Annotated in this window: 14 protein-coding genes; 7 read left to right on the top strand and 7 right to left on the bottom strand. The window is 73.7% G+C overall.

The window, feature by feature from the left end; genetic code table 11:
• The first annotated feature begins 33 nt into the window (after positions 1-33).
• Both ACIQF6_RS09180 and ACIQF6_RS09185 read left to right on the top strand, forming a co-directional pair.
• Positions 34-2,172: an FUSC family protein gene (locus ACIQF6_RS09180; protein ID WP_400891965.1), complete on the top strand. Its 2,139-nt coding sequence runs from the start codon at positions 34-36 to the stop codon at positions 2,170-2,172.
• A complete protein-coding gene (locus tag ACIQF6_RS09185; RefSeq protein ID WP_400891968.1) occupies positions 2,169-2,846 on the top strand; it encodes a TrmH family RNA methyltransferase in 678 nt (225 codons plus the stop codon). The genes ACIQF6_RS09180 and ACIQF6_RS09185 overlap by 4 nt, the downstream gene beginning before the upstream one ends.
• Positions 2,847-2,860: 14 nt before the next feature.
• Here ACIQF6_RS09185 and ACIQF6_RS09190 read toward each other — a convergent pair whose 3' ends face one another.
• From ACIQF6_RS09190 to ACIQF6_RS09205, 4 genes are all read right to left on the bottom strand, one after another.
• Positions 2,861-4,129 (bottom strand): peptidoglycan-binding protein, encoded by a 1,269-nt coding sequence (locus ACIQF6_RS09190; RefSeq protein ID WP_400891970.1) that lies wholly within the window; start codon positions 4,127-4,129, stop codon positions 2,861-2,863.
• Positions 4,130-4,325: 196 nt separating this feature from the next.
• Entirely contained in the window at positions 4,326-5,453 is a 1,128-nt protein-coding gene (locus ACIQF6_RS09195; RefSeq protein ID WP_400891972.1) for an XRE family transcriptional regulator, read from the bottom strand.
• 237 nt (positions 5,454-5,690) lie between these two features.
• Positions 5,691-7,856: a protease pro-enzyme activation domain-containing protein gene (locus tag ACIQF6_RS09200; protein WP_400891974.1), complete on the bottom strand. Its 2,166-nt coding sequence runs from the start codon at positions 7,854-7,856 to the stop codon at positions 5,691-5,693.
• 178 nt (positions 7,857-8,034) lie between these two features.
• Positions 8,035-9,510, bottom strand: coding sequence for an FAD-dependent monooxygenase (locus ACIQF6_RS09205; RefSeq protein WP_400891977.1), 1,476 nt, complete (start codon positions 9,508-9,510; stop codon positions 8,035-8,037).
• 129 nt (positions 9,511-9,639) lie between these two features.
• Between ACIQF6_RS09205 and ACIQF6_RS09210 the strand changes: the two genes are divergently transcribed.
• Positions 9,640-10,884, top strand: coding sequence for a glycosyltransferase (locus ACIQF6_RS09210; protein WP_400891981.1), 1,245 nt, complete (start codon positions 9,640-9,642; stop codon positions 10,882-10,884).
• Between the two features lie 77 nt (positions 10,885-10,961).
• On the opposite strand, the gene paaN is transcribed toward ACIQF6_RS09210, so the two are convergent.
• On the bottom strand, positions 10,962-12,683 hold the full coding sequence (paaN, locus tag ACIQF6_RS09215) for a phenylacetic acid degradation protein PaaN (protein ID WP_400891984.1): 1,722 nt from the start codon (positions 12,681-12,683) through the stop codon (positions 10,962-10,964).
• A gap of 107 nt (positions 12,684-12,790) precedes the next feature.
• On the bottom strand, positions 12,791-14,056 hold the full coding sequence (locus ACIQF6_RS09220; protein ID WP_400891987.1) for a hypothetical protein: 1,266 nt from the start codon (positions 14,054-14,056) through the stop codon (positions 12,791-12,793).
• A gap of 200 nt (positions 14,057-14,256) precedes the next feature.
• Here ACIQF6_RS09220 and ACIQF6_RS09225 point away from each other — a divergent pair, with 200 nt between their 5' ends.
• Complete coding sequence (locus tag ACIQF6_RS09225) at positions 14,257-14,841, top strand: TetR/AcrR family transcriptional regulator (protein WP_400891989.1); 585 nt, start codon at positions 14,257-14,259, stop codon at positions 14,839-14,841.
• Between the two features lie 37 nt (positions 14,842-14,878).
• Here ACIQF6_RS09225 and ACIQF6_RS09230 read toward each other — a convergent pair whose 3' ends face one another.
• Positions 14,879-15,346, bottom strand: coding sequence for an Lrp/AsnC family transcriptional regulator (locus tag ACIQF6_RS09230; protein ID WP_400891991.1), 468 nt, complete (start codon positions 15,344-15,346; stop codon positions 14,879-14,881).
• Positions 15,347-15,493: 147 nt separating this feature from the next.
• Here ACIQF6_RS09230 and pdhA point away from each other — a divergent pair, with 147 nt between their 5' ends.
• From pdhA to ACIQF6_RS09245, 3 genes are read left to right on the top strand one after another with little or no spacing between them, the layout of a single operon-like run.
• Positions 15,494-16,645 carry a pyruvate dehydrogenase (acetyl-transferring) E1 component subunit alpha gene (pdhA, locus tag ACIQF6_RS09235; protein WP_400891993.1) on the top strand — a complete coding sequence of 384 codons (1,152 nt, stop codon included), beginning with the start codon at positions 15,494-15,496 and terminating at the stop codon, positions 16,643-16,645.
• Positions 16,642-17,649, top strand: a complete 1,008-nt coding sequence (locus ACIQF6_RS09240; RefSeq protein WP_400891996.1) for an alpha-ketoacid dehydrogenase subunit beta — start codon at positions 16,642-16,644, stop codon at positions 17,647-17,649. The genes pdhA and ACIQF6_RS09240 overlap by 4 nt, the downstream gene beginning before the upstream one ends.
• A 5-nt stretch (positions 17,650-17,654) precedes the next feature.
• Positions 17,655-18,959 carry a dihydrolipoamide acetyltransferase family protein gene (locus ACIQF6_RS09245; protein ID WP_400892218.1) on the top strand — a complete coding sequence of 435 codons (1,305 nt, stop codon included), beginning with the start codon at positions 17,655-17,657 and terminating at the stop codon, positions 18,957-18,959.
• The last annotated feature ends 31 nt before the right edge of the window (positions 18,960-18,990 follow it).

Raw genomic sequence — 18,990 nt, forward strand, 5'->3', positions numbered from 1 at the left:
GGCCGTCGGCGGAAAAGTCGTTAAGCTCCCGTTATGTCCTGGTTCAAGGCCCTGCGCGAGACCGCGAAGGCCGGGCTGACCGTGGACTTCTCGCTCACCAATCCGCGCCGGTCGCTGCGCGCCGCGGTCGCCGCCGCGTTGGTGATCTTCCCGACGATGGCGATCTACGGGCCCTCGCACGCCGCCTCCGCCGCGATGGGCGCGTTCATCGCCGGCGTCGCGACCTTCCAGCGGTCGTTCCGGCCGCGCGCCTCGCTGGCCCTGGTGGCGGGCGCCGGGCTGGGCGCGTCGACCTTCCTCGGCTATGTCGCGGTCGGCATTCCCGGCGCGTTCCCGGTGCTGCTGGCGGTGTGGGCGTTCGGCGCGGGCATGGCCTGGGCGGTCAGCCCGACCGCCGGGGTGGTCGCCGCCAACACGCTGTCCGTGATGCTGGTGGTGGTGCAGCTGCCGGTGTCGGTGTCCGCCGCGCTCGGCCACGCCGTGCTCTGCTCGGTCGGCGGCGGCGTGCAGGCCCTGGTGGTGACGCTGTGGCCGATCGACAGCTGGCGGGCGCAGCGCGACGCGCTCGCCGACATCTACGCCGGACTCGGCGACTACGCCCGCGGCCTGCGGCACGACCCGATGGCGCACGTCGACCCGGAGCCGTTCATCGTCGCCCGGCAGGCGGCCCGGCTGACCGCCCGGCAGGCCCGCCGCCGTCCGCCGGAGCTGCGCGGCCTGCGGACCATCGCGGAGCGGGTCCGGCCGACGCTGGCCGCGCTCGCCGACCCGCGGGTGGGCGCCGCGGAGGAGGGCCCCGAGCGGGACCGGGCGCGCGAGGTGCTGGCCGCCGCCGCCGAGGTGCTGGACGCGCTGGCCCGGGCGATCCGCACCGGCGACCCGGTGCAGCTGCCCAGGGACACCCCCGGCCTGGCGCTGGCCCGCCCCGGCACCGGCGAGGACCTGCTGCGCGGCGGCGCCCGCCGCTCCGCGCGCCAGCTCTCCGGACTGCTCGGCCGGGCCGCCGACCGGCTCGACCGGCAGGACCGCGGCGCCGTCCCCACCGGCGGCCGCGGCGCCGGTCTGCACCGCCCGCCGCTGATCAAGGTGGCCCCCGCGGCGGTGGCGACCGTCGGCCGGCAGCTGCACCAGCATTCGGCGATCTTCCACCACGCGGTGCGGATGTCCGGCGTGGTCACCGCCGCCTACCTGGCGGCCCGGCTGCTGGGCATCGAACACGGCTACTGGGCGCCGATGGCCTCCGCCATGGTGATGCGCCCGGACTTCGCGCAGACCTTCAGCCGCGGCGTCGCCCGGGTCGCCGGCACGGTGGCCGGCGTGCTCGTGTCCACCGCCATCGTGCAGGTGTTCAAGCCCGGCGACTGGGTGCTGGCCGCGCTGGCCGTGCTCTCGATGGGCCTGTCCTACATGATGCTGAGCACCGGGTACGCGCTGCTGACGGCCGCGATCTCCTCGTACGTGGTGTTCCTGCTCGGCCTGCAGCCCGGCGAGCCGGTGCAGCTGGCGTTCGACCGGGTGGCGATGACGCTGCTCGGCGGCGCGGTCGCGCTCGGCGCGTACGCGCTGTTCCCGACCTGGCAGACCGCCCGGCTCCCGGAGCGCCTCGCCGAGTGGCTGGCCGCCGCCGGGCGGTACGCGGCGGCGGTGTTCACCGCGTACGGCGATCCGGCGGGCGGGCACACCGAGAAGGACGTGCGGCCGGCGCTGCTGGACGTCCGGGAGACCCGCAGCGAGATGCTGGCCGCGCTGGACCGGGCCGAGCTGGAGCCCGTGCACCACTTCGCGCGGACGCCGGAGCTGAGCCGCAAGCAGTTCGACCGGGCCCGCTCCGCGGTCGGCATGCTGGACCGCTCCACCGTCCTGCTGGAGGCCCACCTGCCCGCCGCGGACGCCGCGCCGCTGCCGGGCGCCGGCGCGTTCGGCGAGGAGCTGCGGGACGCCACCGCGATCGCCGCCGCGGCGATCCTGCTCGGCCAGGACGTCGACTTCTCGGCGCTGCGCGAGGCCCACCGGAGCTGGGACTACCTGCTGGCGTCGCTCCCCCGCGACGAGGGGATCGACGTCACCCGGGCCGGGACGCGGCTGGTCATGCAGGCGCTCACCGAGCTGGAGAAGTCGGTGCGGACTCGCCCGCAGCCCGCCCGCGGGGAGCCCGTACCCTCGAGTGCGTGAGCGACACCTCGGTGCCCCAGCTGGGCGAGCAGTACGACGACGGCCACCTCCCCGACGACCGGGAGATCGGCGTCGGCCCGCACCCCGAGCCGTGGCCCGCCGACCCCCGCCTCGACCCGGAGCTGCTCGCCGCCGGCGACCGCCGCAACGTCACCGACCAGTACCGGTACTGGCGGCACGAGGCGATCGTCGCCGACCTGGACACCCGGCGGCACGGCTTCCACGTCGCCGTCGAGAACTGGCAGCACGACTTCAACATCGGCTCGGTGGTGCGCACCGCCAACGCCTTCCTCGCGGGGGAGGTGCACATCGTCGGCCGGCGGCGCTGGAACCGGCGCGGGGCCATGGTCACCGACCGCTACCAGCACGTCCGCCACCACGACTCGGTGGCCTCGCTGGCCGCCTACGCCGCCGAGCGGGGGCTGCCGATCATCGGCATCGACAACCTGCCCGGCGCGGTGCCGCTGGAGAGCCACCCGCTGCCCGAGCGCTGCGTGCTGCTGTTCGGGCAGGAGGGGCCCGGGCTGACCGCCGAGGCGTGGGAGCACTCGGCGGCGGTCTGCTCGATCGCCCAGTTCGGCTCCACCCGGTCCATCAACGCCGGGGCGGCGGCGGCGATCGCCATGCACGCGTGGGTGCGGGAGCACGCCGTCGGCGCGCCCCCGCAGGTGTAGGCATTGAGCACCGGTCAGGAGAACAGCAGCTTCCAGGTGTGCGGGCCCGGGTAGCCGTCGGCCTCGGAGCCGGTCCAGCCCTGGGCGCGCTGGAACGCCTCCACGTTGCGGCGGTCGGCCTCGCTCCAGGCGGGGCCGGGGCCCTCCCGGTAGTGGCTGCCGAAGCCCTTCTTCACCAGCTGACGGCCCAGTTGGGTCACGTAGTCGTTGACCTTGCCGGGCCCGAACCTGTCCGTGCCGGGGAACGGCGAGGTCAGGGCGGGCGGGGGCGACGGGGTGCCGGTGGCGGGCGGGATGTCCTTGCCCTTGTGGTGGACCAGGTAGTCCCAGGTGTCCTTGCCGGGGTAGCCGTCGGCCTCGGCGCCGCGCCAGCCCTGCGCCAGCTGGAACGCCTCGGTGGCCCTGCGGTCCGCGTCGCCCCAGTCCGGGCTCGGCCCCTCCCGGTAGAACCGGGCGCCGCCCCGTTCGACCAGCATCTTTCCCAGCCTGGTCACGTAGTCGTTGACCTTCCCGGGCCCGAAGGCGTCCGCGCCGGGGAACGCGTCGGAGCCGTCCGGGGCCGGCAGCGGGGCGGTCAGTCCCTTGTACCGGTAGGGCTGGTAGCCGCTGGAGTTGCTCCAGTACGCGTACGGGGTGCTGCGCTCGGTGGTGCCCGGGCGGGTCTGCTCCAGCGCCGTGTACTTGGTGTGCGCGGCGTCGACCCAGCCGCCGAACAGCACCGCGTGCGAGCCGCCCTGCGGGTCGTTGGCGTTGTTGTAGATCAGTACGTCGCCCGGCTGGAGGTCGTCCTTGGAGATCCGGTCGGCGAAGTCCGGCAGTGTCCAGGTGGTCTGACTGCTGCCCAGGCCCCAGGCCATCGACACGAACCCGGAGCAGTCCTGGCGGTACCCGTCCGACCAGTACTTCGTCATGCTGTACGGCACCTTCTGGTCCACCCAGGCCTGGGCCCGCCGCATGATCTCGGCCCGGGTGGTGGCCGGCTGCGCGGTCACCGCCCGGCGGGACACCGGCGGTTCGCCGAACGGGCCGGCGACCTGGCCCTGCGGGGTGTCGGCGGTCTGCGGGGTGCTGTCGGCGCGCGGCGCGGCGGCGGCTATCGACGCCACCGCCCCGCCGCCCAGCACGCTGCCGACCGCGGCGAGCAGCACCGCCGCCCGCTGCGCGCCCCGGGCCCGGACGGTGGCGCCGTGGCCCGACCGGACGGCGAGGTAGCGGGCCCGGCGGCGGGCGGTGCAGCCGCCGCAGGCACACGACTCGTCCGGTTCGACGTCGCTGAACTCCATCAGCACGGGGGGACCTGCCTTTCCTCGGTGAGTGGGACTCACATTTCACGGAGGTAGCAGAGAGGACCACCTGATGGGCGGTCGGACTGGGCCGAACGGGTGAGCGGCGGGGTGGCGGTGCGGCGTGGCGTCGGGCCCGGGGGTCGGTGTCGCGGCAGGGCTGACGGCCGGTCAGGCAGGCGGACCGGATGCGGGGTTATTCCCACTGCCAGCGGATGCCCACCTGGCCGGGCTGCTGGTCCGCGGTGAGTACGTGGGCGCTGGCGGAGGCGCCGATCCAGAGGGGTTCGCGGTGGCGGTCGGTCTCGGTGCCGGGGGCGCGGTCGAAGCGTTCGCACTGGACCGGGACGGCGGAGGGGTCGAAGTGGACCTGCAGGACGTATTCCCGCACCGGGGTCGGGAAGAACCGCCCGTAGTCGGTGGTGGGGCCGGCGACCGGGATCTGCACCTCGTACTCGAGGACGGTGGAGTCGCCGAGCGCGAGCGGCCGGTCGAGCAGGAGTTCGGCGACCAGCAGCCCGCTGAGCGGGCGGCGGCGGACCCGGCCGAGGCGGGCGTGCCGGACGGAGGTGATCTCCGGGCAGGTCTCGACGCCCTCGTCGGCCTTGTGGACCACGACGTGCCGGGTGACGCCGTCGACGGTGGCCCGCACCACCTGACGCATCCTCAGCAGGTGGCCGCGGCGGGAGGCGTCGACGTAGTAGGCGTCGTGGATGGACTGCCGCTCCAGTTGGCCGGCCGGCGGGGCGTCGAGTTCGGCGAACACCTCGCCGAGTTCGGTCTCGCCGGGCCAGATCTGTTCGACCCGCAGGCCGTCGGGGGCCGGGCCCTGGGCGACCCAGCGGCCGCGCGGGCGGGGCGGGCCGAGCAGCGCGGTCAGCGCGGCGTGCCGCAGGCCGAGGAGTTCCTCCAGCAGGTGGACGGCGCGCAGCGAGGTGGCCCGTTCGGGCTGGCTGCGTCCGCGCCGCCAGTAACTGAGCGTGGTGACACTGACCCTGACGCCCTGTTTGGCGAGTGCGGCGCGGATCCGGTCGAGGCTGAGCCCGCTGTGCTCGATGGCGGCGTTGAGGACCTCGGCGAAGCCGCCCTGGGCGGCAGCGGGTGCGCCCGCCGGGGCGGGCGCGGGCGGCTGGGCGGGGGCGGCCGCGGCCGGTGCCGCCGGCACGGCGACGGCGGGCGGTGCGGGTGCGGGTGCGGGGGTGCTGCGGACGGCGGCCTGCGGGCCGGCCGGCGCGGCCGGTCCGGCCGGTGGCCGGTCACCGCCGTGTTCGCGCTGGCCGACCAGGCGGAGCCGGCCGGCGTGCTGTGGTTGCTGTGAGCCCATGCGACACCTTCCCCACCCGGCGGGTTCGGTGGGTTCGCCCGGCTCAGCGGTGCGTCGGAGGTGCGCCGCCGAGTGTGTGGGAACCCTATGCAGGGTTGAGAGGCTACGTCATCAATCAGGACATATGACAGTGGTCACGACAAGTATTTCGCAGGCGGACCGCGCACGAAACACTCCTGACACACGGGTGCCGGGAGGACCCGTGGAGGCCCTCCCGGCACCCGTGCTGAGTGACCGTCAGGAGACGTTGAGCGCGGTGTCGTCGATGACGAAGCTGGTCTGCAGCGAGGCGTCCTCGACGCCGGTGAACTTCAGGGTGACGGTCTGTCCGGCGTAGGTGGACAGGTCGACGGTCTTCTGGACGTACCCGGTGTTCCGGTCGAGGTTGGAGTACGTCGCCACCGAGGTGCCGTTCACCGACAGGGTGAGCTTGTCGTAGGCGGTGGTGGTGCTGGTCTCGGCGGTGTCGACGTGCAGCCAGAAGCCGAAGGTCGCCTTGCAGCCGGCCGGGATCGCCACTGTCTGGGAGAGGGTGTCGGTGTGGGCGGAGCCGTAGCCGTCCAGCCAGGCCTTCCAGGAGCCGCTGTGGGCGGCCTCGGAGGTGGAGTTGTCGACCACGCCGGTGCTGGTGCTCCACGGGGCGGCGGCGCCGGTCTCGAAGCCGGGGTTGCCGAGCAGCTGGGCGGCGGTGCAGCCGGTGGGCGGCGGGGTGGTGCCGCCGGTGCCGAGCAGGGCGTTCGCCAGGCCGTCGGCGATCGGGGTGCCCCAGCCGGTGACCTGGTCGTAGCCGGTCCTGGCGGCGAAGTCCTGGTTCGAGCCGCTGGTCACGTCGTGCAGCGAGGTGCTGTAGGCGCTGCTGTTGGCGACCGAGTACAGCTTCGGGTTGACCTCGCCCAGGGCGGGCTTGGACGCGGCCTTGGCCTTCTGGTTGTACAGCGCGGCGAAGCCGGACCACAGCGGGGCGGCGGCGGAGGTGCCGCCGTAGACCTGCCAGCCGGGGCTGCTGGTGCCCTGGGTGTAGATCGCGAAGCCGCTGGCCGGGTCGGCGTCGGAGGCGATGTCGGGCACGGTGCGCATGGTGCCGGTGACGTTGGTGCCGGTCTGCCAGGTGGGCTTGGCGAACTGGGTGGAGACGCCGCCGCCGGCGGTGCTCCAGGCGCTCTCCGAGCTGTAGGCGGTGCCGGAGACCTTCAGGTTGGTGCCGCCCACGCCGGTGTTGTACGGGCTGGAGGCCGGGAAGTCCACGGCCTTCACCGAGGAGCCCGAGGTGGAGCGGGTGCAGTCCCGGGAGCCGTCGTCGCCGGACGCCGAGAAGATCGAGATGCCCTGGGCGGCGGCCTGCTTGAAGGAGTTGTTCACCGCGGTCATCGAGGAGGCGGTGGTGTCCGGCTCGCAGGAGCCCCAGGAGATGGAGATGACCGAGACCCGGTTGTCCGCGACGATCTTGGCGGCCATGTCGATCTCGCCCTGGTCGGTGTTGGGCGCCTCGTAGACCAGCTGGGTGGCCTTGGGGGCGACGCCGCGCACGATCTCCGAGTCCAGCTCGACCTCGCCCTGGCCGTCGCCGGGCTTCGCGTCGTAGTTCGCGCCGTCCACCGAGACGGTGCCGACCGCCGGGCCGGACAGGCCGTACTGGCTGTCGTAGGTGGTCAGGTTGGAGGACTTGTAGCCGTCGAACTCCCAGAGCGCCACGGTGCTGCCGGTGCCGTCCGCGCCCAGCTGGCCCAGCCGGTACGCGCCGTCGTAGCCGGACGGGCCGAGGCCGCTGGGGGTGGCGTGCGGGGTGGCCGCGTCGGGCTTGGCGATCCGGGTGGTGCGCACCGTGTGGTCGTTGAGGCCGCTGACGCCCTCGACCACGCCGGCCAGCGCGGCGGGCAGCGAGGCGGCGTCGTCGTTGGCGAAGAAGCTCCGGTCGCCCTGCTGAGGGTCGCTGTAGGTCGACTCGTGGGTGCCGAACGCGGCGGCGACCTTCGCGGCCGGTCCGGTGGCGTTCACCACCTGGCGGTTGGCGCTCACCGAGTCGACCTGCAGGCCCTGCGCGGTCAGGAACGCGCGCACCTGGTCCACGTCGGCCTGGGTCGGGCCGAAACGCTCGGTGAACTGCGCGGGCGTCAGATAGTGCCCGAATTCCGGGGTGCCCGGGGTGGCGACCGCGGAAAGGAAACGGTCCAGCTCGGCGGTGTTGCGCAGTTTCAGGCTGACCGCCACGGATATGCGGCGGTCGGCCGGCAGGTCTCCCTGCTTGTGGGAGCGGGCCACCGCCGGGGTGACGGTCTGCGGCAGCGCCACCCGGGCGGCGGCGTTCGGCGTCGGCGCCGCCTGGGCGGTGCCGACGCCCAACGAGACGGCGGTGAGGGGCAGGACGGCCAGGGCTGCGGCCAGGGCGAGCGAGCGGGGTCGCACGGGGTCCTCCGGAAGTCTGGGGGCGTTCCGGTATTCGAAAACGCTCGCCAAAACCTCTCAGAGAACTCCCAGCAATTGCCCCATGCCTGAGCAATTGCTTACTAAAAAACAGTCAACTGTGGAATTCTTGCGGATTCAACTGATTGAACAGAATGTCCATCGTTGAATTCAGTGAATATCAGGGGCGGCCCAGCCAGTGGCTGAGCGCGGCCCGCAGCTCGCCCCTGGTCGGGTCGGCGCAGGCCCAGGCCGCGTAGCCGTCGGGGCGGACCAGCAGCACCGTGTCGCGCAGCTTGCCGTGCGGGTCGGCCGGGGCGGCGGTGACCACCCGGTCCGCCCAGGAGTCCGCCACCGACAGCTCGTCGTTGCTGATCAGCACGGCCTTCCCGGCGCGCAGCGCCTCGTGCAGCCGGGACGGGCCGTCGGGCACGTCCACCGCCAGGCGCAGGTCCGGGACCCGGCGGCCGGCCAGCGGGTGGGCGCCCTTCTCGGCCGGGTAGCTGTAGGAGATGCCGGAGATCTGCTTGGCGCCCAGCTCGGCCAGCGGGCCCAGGTGCCCGGCGGCCGCGCCGATCGCCGAGCGCAGCGCGCGGGTGGAGGCGTGCCGGCCGAGGGCGAGCCGCACCAGGGCGCCGGAGCTGCGCAGCACCGCCCGGCCGACCGGGTGGCGCTCGGTCTGGTAGGTGTCCAGCAGGGCGTCGGGGGCCCAGCCGCGGACGGCGGCGACCAGCTTCCAGCTCAGGTTGGCGGCGTCCTGCAGACCGGTGTTCATGCCCTGGCCGCCGGCCGGGGAGTGGCAGTGCGCGGCGTCGCCGGCCAGGAACACCCGGCCGGAGCGGTAGCTGGTGGCCTGGCGTTCGTCGCTGTGGAAGCGGGAGCTCCAGCGGACCTCGGCGACGCCCAGGTCGCGGCCCGTCACCTGGCGCAGCAGGTCGGCGAGTTCGGCGACCACCACCGGTGCGGAGTCGGGCTCCTGGTGCTCGCGGTCCCAGCCGATCACCCGGTACCAGCCGTCGCCGTAGGAGGCCAGGAAGGCGAAGCCGCGTTCGTCGGCGCCGGCCGTCAGCGCCTCCTCGGGCCGGTTCTCCAGCCGGACGTCGGCCAGCATCACCGAGCGCACCACCGACTCGCCGGGGTACGGGATGCCGAGCAGGTCGCGCACCGCCGAGTGCACGCCGTCCGCGCCGACCGCGTAGCGGGCCCGCAGCCGCTGCTCGCCCTCGGCGGTGCGGACGGTCAGCGTGACGCCCCGGGCGTCCTGCCGAAGGCCCGTCAGTTCGTTGCCGCGGCGCAGTTCGGCGCCCGCCTTGACGGCCCGTTCGCGCAGCAGCCGTTCGGTGTTGGACTGCGGGGTGACCAGGACGAACGGGAACCGGGTGGGCAGGGCGGAGAAGTCGATCCGGAGCCGGTTGACCGCCTGGAGCGAGGGCAGCGTCAGCCCGGTGGCGATCAGCTCGTCGGCCAGGCCGCGGGCGTCCAGCTGTTCCAGAGTGCGGGCGTGCACGGCGAACGCCCTGGTCAGATTGGATTCCTCGCCGCGCTTGTCGACCACGGTCACCCGCAGTCCGGCCGCGGCCAGGTCGCCGGCCAGCAGCAGGCCGGTCGGGCCGGCCCCGACCACCAGTACATCGGCGGTGAACTCCGTCTCGGTCATCCGTCTCTCCCGTCGTCATACCTGGTCGGCCGGTGGTCAACGGACCGGAGTCCCACGGCTCCCGGGTTCTCAGCGCGCTTTCAGACTGCCATCATCGCGGCCCCATCCGGGGCTGTGAACCTCCTTCCCATGACTCAGCCAGCGATGCGTCAAGGGCGCCGTCCGCTCCGGTCGGTGGACGGCCGGGCGCCGGTCGACGCCACGGTCCGCACGAGGCTCGTGGAGATCGTGGTTCCCGTGCACAACGAGCAGAACGCCTTGGAGCGGTGCATCGGGGAACTGCACGCCTACCTGTCCGAGACCTTCCCGTACGACTACCTGATCACGGTGGCCGACAATGCGTCGGCGGACGGCACCTGGGAGATCGCCACCGCGCTCGCCGAGCGGATTCCGCAGGTCCGGGCGGTGCGGCTGGAGCTGAAGGGGCGCGGCCGGGCGCTGCGGCAGGTGTGGGGCGACAGCGAGGCCGAGGTGGTCGCCTACATGGACGTCGACCTGTCCACCGGGCTGGAGGCGTTCCTGCCGCTGGTCGCGCCGCTGCTGTCCGGGCACAGCGACCTGGCGATCGGCAGTCGGCTGCACCGGGGTTCGGCGGTGGTGCGCGGCCCCAAGCGGGAGCTGGTCTCGCGCGGCTACAACCTGCTGCTGCGGGCCACCATGGCGGCCAAGTTCTCCGACGCCCAGTGCGGGTTCAAGGCCGGGCGCACCGAGGTGGTGCAGCGGCTGCTGGAGCGGGTCGAGGACGACGCCTGGTTCTTCGACACCGAACTGCTGCTGCTCGCCGAGGCGTCGGGGCTGCGGATCCACGAGGTGCCGGTGGACTGGGTGGACGACCCGGACAGTCGGGTGGACATCGTCCGCACCGCGCTGGACGACCTGAAGGGCATGGCGCGGGTGGCCCGGCGCACGCTGGCCGGCCGGGGCGCGGTGGACCTGCCGGTGCGGGCGCGGCCGGCGCGGGCGCCGCTCGGGCTGGGCCGGCAGACCGTCAGCTTCGCGGCGATCGGGGTGTTCTGCACCCTCGCGTACATGCTGCTGTTCCTGCTGCTGCGGCAGGTGATGCCCGCGCTGCTCGCCAACGCGTTGGCGCTGGGCGTCACGGCGGTGTTCAACACGGCCGCGAACCGGCGGCTGACCTTCGGTGTGACGGGCCGTCGGGACGCGCTCCGGCAGCAGTTGGAGGGCGGTCTGGCGTTCCTGGTCGGGTTGGCGCTGACCAGCGGGGCGGTGGCGGCGCTGCACGCGGTCTCCCCGGGCGCCGGGCACGGCGTGGAGCTGGCGACGCTGGTGGCGGCGAACGCCGTGGCCACCGTGGTGCGGTTCGTGCTGCTGCGGGTGTGGGTGTTCAACCCGCGCCGTACGCGGCGCCTCTGACTCCCTGTCCTCTCCCCCCCTGGGGCAGGGAAAGCGGGCCCGGACACCGTCCGGGCCCGCTGTGCTGCCGGGGCGGGCTACTTGCGGATCTCGACGGTGCGGAACCGGTTGGCGACGAACGCGGCGTCGCAGTACGCCGAGTTGGCGGCCGGGTTGGCGCCGGTGCCGTGCAGGTCGGAGAAGGCCGCGGTCTGGTTGACGTACACGCCGCCGGTGAGGTTGAGCGAGAGCGAGACGCCGGCGTCCAGGCAGGCGTCGATCAGGGCGGTCTCCACCTCGGGGTCGGTGGTGTACGCGCCGGCGGTCATCGCGCCGTGCTCGACCGTGGTGCGGTGCAGCAGTTCGACGGCGGCGGCGGTGGACTCCACCGCGACGGCGAACGCGATCGGGCCGAAGCACTCGGTGAGGAAGCGCGACAGGTCGTCCGGCTTGTCCGCGTCGGCCTTCACCAGGGCGGGCGTGCGGATGGTCGCGCCGGGGAACTCCGGCGAGGCCACCACCCGCGGGGCGAGGGCGAGTTCGCCCAGTTCGCCGCCGGCCGCGGCGGCGCTGCGCTGGAGCACCCCGGGGTTGACCACGGCGCCGAGGACGGCGGCCGCCCGGGCGTCGTCGCCGAGCAGGCCCTCGACGGCGGCGGCCAGGTCGGCCACCACCTGCTCGTAGGAGCGCTCGCCGTCCTCGGTGCGGATGCCGGTGCGCGGGATCAGCAGGTTCTGCGGGGTGGTGCACATCTGGCCGCTGTACAGGCTGAGCGAGAACGCCAGGTTGTCCAGCATGCCGCGGTAGTTGTCGGTGGAGTCGACCACGACGGTGTTCACGCCGGCCTTCTCGGTGTACACCTGCGCCTGCCGGGCGTTGTCCTCCAGCCAGTCGCCGAAGCCGGTGGAGCCGGTGTAGTCGATCAGCTTCACCTCGGGGCGCACCGCCAGCACCTGGGCGATCGCGGAGCCCTCGCGCTCGGCGGCCAGGCAGACCAGGTTCGGGTCGAAGCCGGCCTCGGCGAGCACCTCGCGGGCGATCCGCACGGTCAGCGCCAGCGGCAGCACGGCCCGCGGGTGCGGCTTGACCAGGACGCCGTTGCCGGTGGCCAGCGAGGCGAACAGGCCCGGGTAGCCGTTCCAGGTGGGGAAGGTGTTGCAGCCGATCAGCAGCGCGGTGCCGCGCGGCACGGCGGTGAACTCCTTGGTGAGCACCAGCGGGTCGCGCCTGCCCTGCGGCTTGGTCCACTGCGCGGAGCGCGGCAGCCGGGTCTGCTCGGCGTAGGCGTACGCCACCGCCTCCACGCCGCGGTCCTGGGCGTGCGGGCCGCCGGCCTGGAAGGCCATGCCGTAGGCCTGGCCGGTGGTGTGCATCACCGTCTGCGCGAACTCGTGCGAGCGGGCGTTGATCCGGGCCAGGATCTCCAGGCAGACCGCGGCCCGGGCGGCCGGGCCGGCCTTCGCCCAGGCGGGGCGGGCGGCCTCCAGCGCGGCCAGCAGCGCGTCCGGCTCGGCGTGCGGGTAGCTCACGCCCAGCTCGATGCCTCCCCCAGCCCTGGCGGCTGGGAGGTGCCCCCATGGCGAGGCCTCGCCGGTCACCGGCTCGCCGCCGTCGGGGTGGCCCGGCAGTTCGAACTCCCGTCCCAGCAGGGCGTCGAAGGCGGCCTTGCCGTCGGCGGCGGCGCTCTCGCCGTACGCCTTGGGGAACTCCGGGTACGGCGACCAGTAGTCGCGGGACCCGGCCGCGGCGACTGCGCGGTCGAGGGTGTCCTGGTGGCGGGCGATCAGTTCGGCGACCGGCAGGGGGGTCGCAGCGGCCATGGTGCGCTCCTCACAGGGGTGGGGCGGGACACGGCTCAGCGTAACCGAACGATCGGTCGGTGCAAGGTCCTCCGCGTCCTCCGTTCACCGGGCCGCCGGAGTGCGCTCTACGGAATGCCCAGCTCGAACAGGACATACCCGGCGTACCAGCCGGACGCCGCGGCGATGGTGCCCAGGGTGACGGCCAGCGAGGTGCGGGAGAGGCGCTTGAGGGCGACCGCTATCGGAAGGAAGAGCGGGAAGCAGGGCAGCAGGTAGCGCGAGGTGTTGCCGAAGATCTGCTGGCTGCTGAGGACCAGGAGGATGGTGAGGCAGGTGTAGACGACCAGGACCACCGGCGGGCGCATCCGGATCAGCAGGAAGACCAGGACCGGCAGGCTGAACACCAGGAACAGTGCGATCAGGTCCTCGGTGGGGTAGCCGTAGATGTAGTCGTGATGGCCGAACAGCAGGTTCTTCATCACGTTGCCGGTGTGCTTGCCCCAGTCGAAGAAGTGCAGCCAGGCGCCGCGCTGCAGGTCGAAGTAGGCGGTCCAGCTGCCCATCCGCCAGCTCGCCCAGCCGATGTACCCGACGAAGCCGAGCGGCGCGAGCACCAGTGCGCCCAGCGGCCCGAGGATGCCGTCCCTGCGCTTGAACAGGGCGATCAGCGCGGCCACCCCGACCGCCGCGGCGAGGGCGGCGGAGGTCGGACGGTTCAGGCCGGCGAGGAAGGAGGTGACGCCCGCGGCCAGCCAGTTGCGGGTTATGACGAAGTAGCAGGCCCAGGCGGCCAGCGCGACGAACAGCGAGTCCGAGTAGACCGCCCACTCGGCGCCGGAGCCCGGGAACAGGCCCCAGACGCCGGCCGCGATCACCGCCGCCCGGTGGCCGACGAGCAGCTTGGCCACCGCGTAGATGCCGGCCGCCGCGACGAACGAGGTCAGCACCGAGACCAGGATGCCCGCGCCCAGCGTGTTCAGGCCGGTCACCGTGGAGACCGTCTTGACCAGGCCGGGGTAGAGCGGGAAGAACGCCACCGAGTTCTGTTCCAGCGTCCACGGGCCCGAGGTGGACGGCACCAGCTTCGGGTCGTAGCCGTTCTGCGCGATCTGCTGGTACCACCAGCCGTCCCAGCCGCCGAGCACGTCCCAGACGTGCTTGCCGCCGCCGAACCGCGGGTTCTTCGTCAGGTACTCGCCGGACCAGGACAGCAGCGCCATGAAGACCGTGAACGCGATCAGCCGGACCGCCGCGAACACCGCCAGGGACGGCCCGTACTCCGCCGCGGTGCGCCGCAGCCAGGCGGCGGGGCCGGCCTCCTGCGTGCCGGGGTTCCGGGACGGATCGGATTGTTCGACCACGTCGGTGTCGGGGCTCGCTGCCATCGCCATCGGGTCCTGTCTGGGTCTCGGGCCCACCGGGCCGTCCGGATTCTCGGGCGAGCCTACGGCACGACCTGCTGGTCTGTACCTGTTCGGAAGCCGGCTAATTTCCCGTCCCGCCGCCGGTCGGAGCACGGCCCGGGCGGCGGGTCCGGGGCCCGGGGCCACCCCCTGCGGCGGGGCGGCGCGGCCCCGGGGATACTCGTCGCATGGCCGACCACTCCACGCGCGCCGCCTACACCGTCGACTCGCTGCTCGCCGTCACCGTGCGGGTCTTCAACGAGCGCGGCTACGACGGGACTTCGATGGAGGACCTGTCCAGGGCCGCCGGGATCTCCAAGTCCTCGATCTACCACCACGTGCGCGGCAAGGAGGAGTTGCTGCGGCTGGCCGTCGGCCGGGCGCTGGACGCGCTGTTCGGGATCCTCGACGAGCCGGCCGCCGCCGGGGGCCGCCCGGTGGACCGGCTGGAGCACGTCGCGCGCCGCACCGCCGAGGTGCTGCTGTCCGAACTGCCGTACGTGACGCTGCTGCTGCGGGTGCGCGGCAACACCGCCACCGAGCAGTGGGCGCTGGAGCGGCGCCGCGACTTCGACCACCGGGTCGCCGAACTCGTCCAGGAGGCCGTCGACGCGGGCGAGCTGCGGGCCGACGTGGAGCCGCGACTGGCCACCCGGCTGCTGTTCGGCATGATCAACTCGGTGGTGGAGTGGTACCGGCCCGGGCAGCGCGGCGCGGAGGGGCTGGCGGACGCGGTGGTCCAGCTGGCCTTCGACGGGCTGCGGGCCGGCTGACCGGCGCACCGGCCGAACGGTTCGGGGGCCGAACGGTTCAGGGGGCGTCCGACGGGATGTGGTCGGTCTCCTCGAACACCAGCATGGTGCGGGTGCTGAGCACCTGCGGGATCGACTGGATGCTGCCCAGCACGAGTTCGCGCAGCTCCCGGTTGTCGGCGGTGTGCACCAGCATCAGCACGTCGTAGTCGCCGCCGACCAGCGCGATGTGCGCGACGCCGGGCAGTTGCAGCAGCTGCTCGCGGACGGTGCGCCAGGAGTTCTGGACGATCCGCAGGGTGACGTACGCGGACGCGGCCTGCCCGGCCCGCTCGTGGTCGATCCGGGCGGTGAAGCCGCGAATCACCCCGTCCTCGACCATCCTGGAGATCCGGGCGTAGGCGTTCGCCCGGGACACGTGCACCCGCTCGGCGACCGAGCGGATCGAGGCGCGACCGTCCTGCCGCAGCAGCCGCAGGATCGACCGGTCGACACGGTCGAGTCTGGACACCTGTTCAGCCGACATGGCCCCCCATCCCTCGCGATTGGACGTGCTGGCCCCAGCAGACCGCCCTTTCGGCCGACTGTCCACCGTCTTGACGGGGATATGGTCAAGATGAACAGACGACCGAACAATCGGTAGGGAGCCCCCACCACCCCGGAGGTGCCCCACATGACCGTTCTGGACCACAGAGATCAGGCCGACCCGGGCGTCGTGCCCGGTTGGCTGCCCGGCGCCACCGCGCCCCGCACCGACCCCGCCCCCCTGCTGCCGGACACCGAACCGCTGCGCGTCCTGGGAACCCCCGCCGCCGACAAGGCCGACCCCGAGCTGCTGCGCGAGCTGTACCGCCGGCTGGTCGCCGGCCGCCGCTACAACCAGCAGGCCACCACCCTCACCAAGCAGGGCCGGCTCGCCGTCTACCCGGCGTCCACCGGCCAGGAGGCCTGCCAAATAGCCGCCGCGCTCGCCCTGCGCAGTGACGACTGGCTGTTCCCCTCCTACCGCGACACCCTCGCCGTGGTCGCCCGCGGCGTCGACCCGCTGCAGGCGCTGACCCTGCTGCGCGGCAGCGCGCACACCGGCTACGACCCGCGCGCCACCCGCACCGCCCCGCTGTGCACCCCGCTGGCCACCCAGGTCCCGCACGCGGTCGGCCTCGCCCACGCCGCCCGGCTGGCCGGCGACGACACCGTGGCGCTCGCCCTGCTCGGCGACGGCGGCACCAGCGAGGGCGACTTCCACGAGGGCCTGAACTTCGCCGCCGTGCTGCACGCCCCCGTGGTGTTCCTGGTGCAGAACAACGGCTACGCCATCTCCGTCCCGCTGACCCGGCAGTCCGCCGCACCGACCCTGGCCCACAAGGCCGTCGGCTACGGCATGCCCGGCCGGCTGGTCGACGGCAACGACGCCGCAGCCGTCCACCAGGTCCTCACCGAGGCCGTCGAACGGGCCCGCGCCGGCGGCGGCCCCACCCTGGTGGAGGCGCTCACCTACCGGGTCGAGGCGCACACCAACGCCGACGACGCCACCCGCTACCGGCAGTCCGAGGAGGTCACCGCCTGGCAGGCGCACGACCCGATCCGGCTGCTGGAGGATGCGCTGCGCGACCGCGGCCTGCTGGACGAGCAGCTGGTCGCCGCGGCCGGCGAGGAGGCCGAGGCGATGGCCGCCCGGATGCGCGCCGAGTTCCACTCCGACCCCGACCTCGACCCGATGTCGCTGTTCGCGCACGTCTACGCCGAACCCACCCAGCAGCTGCGCGAACAGGCCGCGCAGCTGGCCGCCGAGCTGGCCGCGGAGGCCGAGGTGCACGCCCGATGACCACCGCCACCCGCGAACAGTCCGGCCTGCGCACCGGCACCATGGCGCAGGCCCTGAACACCGCGCTGCGCGACGCGATGCGCGCCGACAGCTCGGTGCACGTGCTCGGCGAGGACGTCGGCGCCCTCGGCGGCGTCTTCCGGATCACCGACGGCCTGACCGCCGAGTTCGGCGCCGACCGCTGCCTGGACACCCCGCTGGCCGAGGCCGGCATCCTCGGCACCGCCGTCGGCATGGCCATGTACGGGCTGCGCCCCGTGGTGGAGATGCAGTTCGACGCGTTCGCCTACCCGGCGATGGAGCAACTGGTCTCGCACGTCGCCAAGATGCGCAACCGCACCGCCGGGAAGCTCCCGCTGCCGATCACCGTCCGGATCCCGTACGGCGGCGGCATCGGCGGCGTCGAGCACCACAGCGACGCCTCCGAGGCGTACTACGCGCACACCCCCGGCCTGCACGTGGTCGCCCCCGCCACCGTCGCCGACGCGTACGGGCTGCTGCGGGAGGCGATCGCCTCCGACGACCCGGTGGTGTTCCTGGAGCCCAAGCGCCTGTACTGGGGCAAGGCCGAGTGGGACCCGGCGGCGGGCGTGGAGCCGATCGGGAAGGCCGTGCTGCGCCGGCCGGGGACGTCGGCGGTGCTGGTCACCTACGGCCCGTCGCTGCCGGTCTGCCTGGAGGCGGCCGAGGCGGCGAAGGCCGAGGGCTGGGACCTGGCGGTGCTCGACCTGCGCTCGCTGGTGCCGTTCGACGAGGCCACCGCCTGCGAGGTGGTCCGCTCGCTCGGCCGCGCCGTGGTGGTGCACGAGGCGAGCGGCTTCGGCGGGGCCGGGGCGGAGATCGCCGCCCGGCTGACCGAGAAGTGCTTCCACCACCTGGCCGCGCCGGTGCTGCGGGTCACCGGGTTCGACATCCCGTACCCGCCGCCGATGCTGGAGCACCACCACCTGCCCGGGGTGGACCGGATCCTGGACGCCGTCGCCCGGCTCCAATGGGAGGAGTGATGGCGATGCCGGTGGTCCGCGAGTTCACGCTGCCCGACCTCGGTGAGGGACTCACCGGGGCCGAGGTGGTGCGCTGGATGGTCGAGGTCGGCGAGGTGATCGCCGTCGACCAGCCGGTGGTGGAGGTGGAGACCGCCAAGGCGGTGGTCGAGGTGCCCTGCCCGTACGGCGGGGTGGTCACCGCCCGGTTCGGCGAGGTCGGGCAGGAGGTGCCGGTCGGTGCGCCGCTGGTCACCGTGGCCGTCGCCCCCGGGCACGTGTCCGAGGACGGGCCCGCGCCCGAGGTGGAGCGCCCGCTGGTGGGCTACGGGGTGGCCGAGACCCGCCGGGCCGGCCGCCGCCGGGTCGCGCCGGGCGGCAGCGCCCCCGCACTGCCGGTCGCGCCCGTCGCGGTGGCGGCGCCCGCCCCGGTGGCGGCGCCGGTTCCGGTGACGGCCTCCCCCGAGGTGAAGACGCCGACGGTGCTCGCCGTGATCTCGCCGCTGGTGCGCCGGATCGCCCGCGAGCACGGCCTCGACCTGGCCGGGGTGCCCGGCAGCGGCCCGGACGGGCTGATCACCCGGCGGGACGTCGAGCGGGCGATCGAACGGGCGGCGCCCGCCGAGGCGGAGGTTCCACGTGGAACGGACGACGAGCTGGTCCCGCTGCGCGGGCTGCGCCGCACCGTCGCGGAGAAGCTGACCCGCAGCCACCGGGAGATCCCGGCGGCGACCTGCTGGGTGGATGCGGACGCCACCGAACTGATGGCGCTGCGCGCGCAGTTGAACCAGCTGCCGGGCCCGAAGGTGAGCGTGCTGGCGCTGCTGGCGCGGATCTGCCTGGCCGGTCTGGAGCGCTTCCCCGAGCTCAACTCCAGTGTCGAGGGCGACGCCGTCCGCCGGCACCGCGCCGTCCACCTGGGCTTCGCGGCGCAGGGGCAGCGCGGGTTGCTGGTCCCGGTGGTGCGGGAAGCCCAACTGCTGGGCACCGAGCGGCTGTCGGTGGAGCTGGCCCGGCTGACCGAGGCGGCCCGGGCCGGGTCGCTGGGCCCGGCCGAGCTGACCGGCGGGACGTTCACGCTGAACAACTACGGCGTGTTCGGGGTGGACGGCTCCACGCCGATCCTCAACCACCCGGAGGCGGCGATGCTCGGGGTGGGCCGGATCGCCCCGAAGCCGTGGGTGCACGAGGGGCAGCTGGCGGTCCGTCAGGTCACCCAGCTGTCGTTCACCTTCGACCACCGGGTCTGCGACGGGGGCACCGCGGGCGGGTTCCTGCGGTTCGTCGCGGACTGCGTGGAGCGCCCGGGGACGCTGCTGCGCGGGCTCTGAGCCCGTCCCGGGGGCCGCTCGTTCGTACCGG

This window comes from Kitasatospora sp. NPDC092948 (genome assembly GCF_044754805.1).
Lineage (GTDB): Bacteria > Actinomycetota > Actinomycetes > Streptomycetales > Streptomycetaceae > Kitasatospora.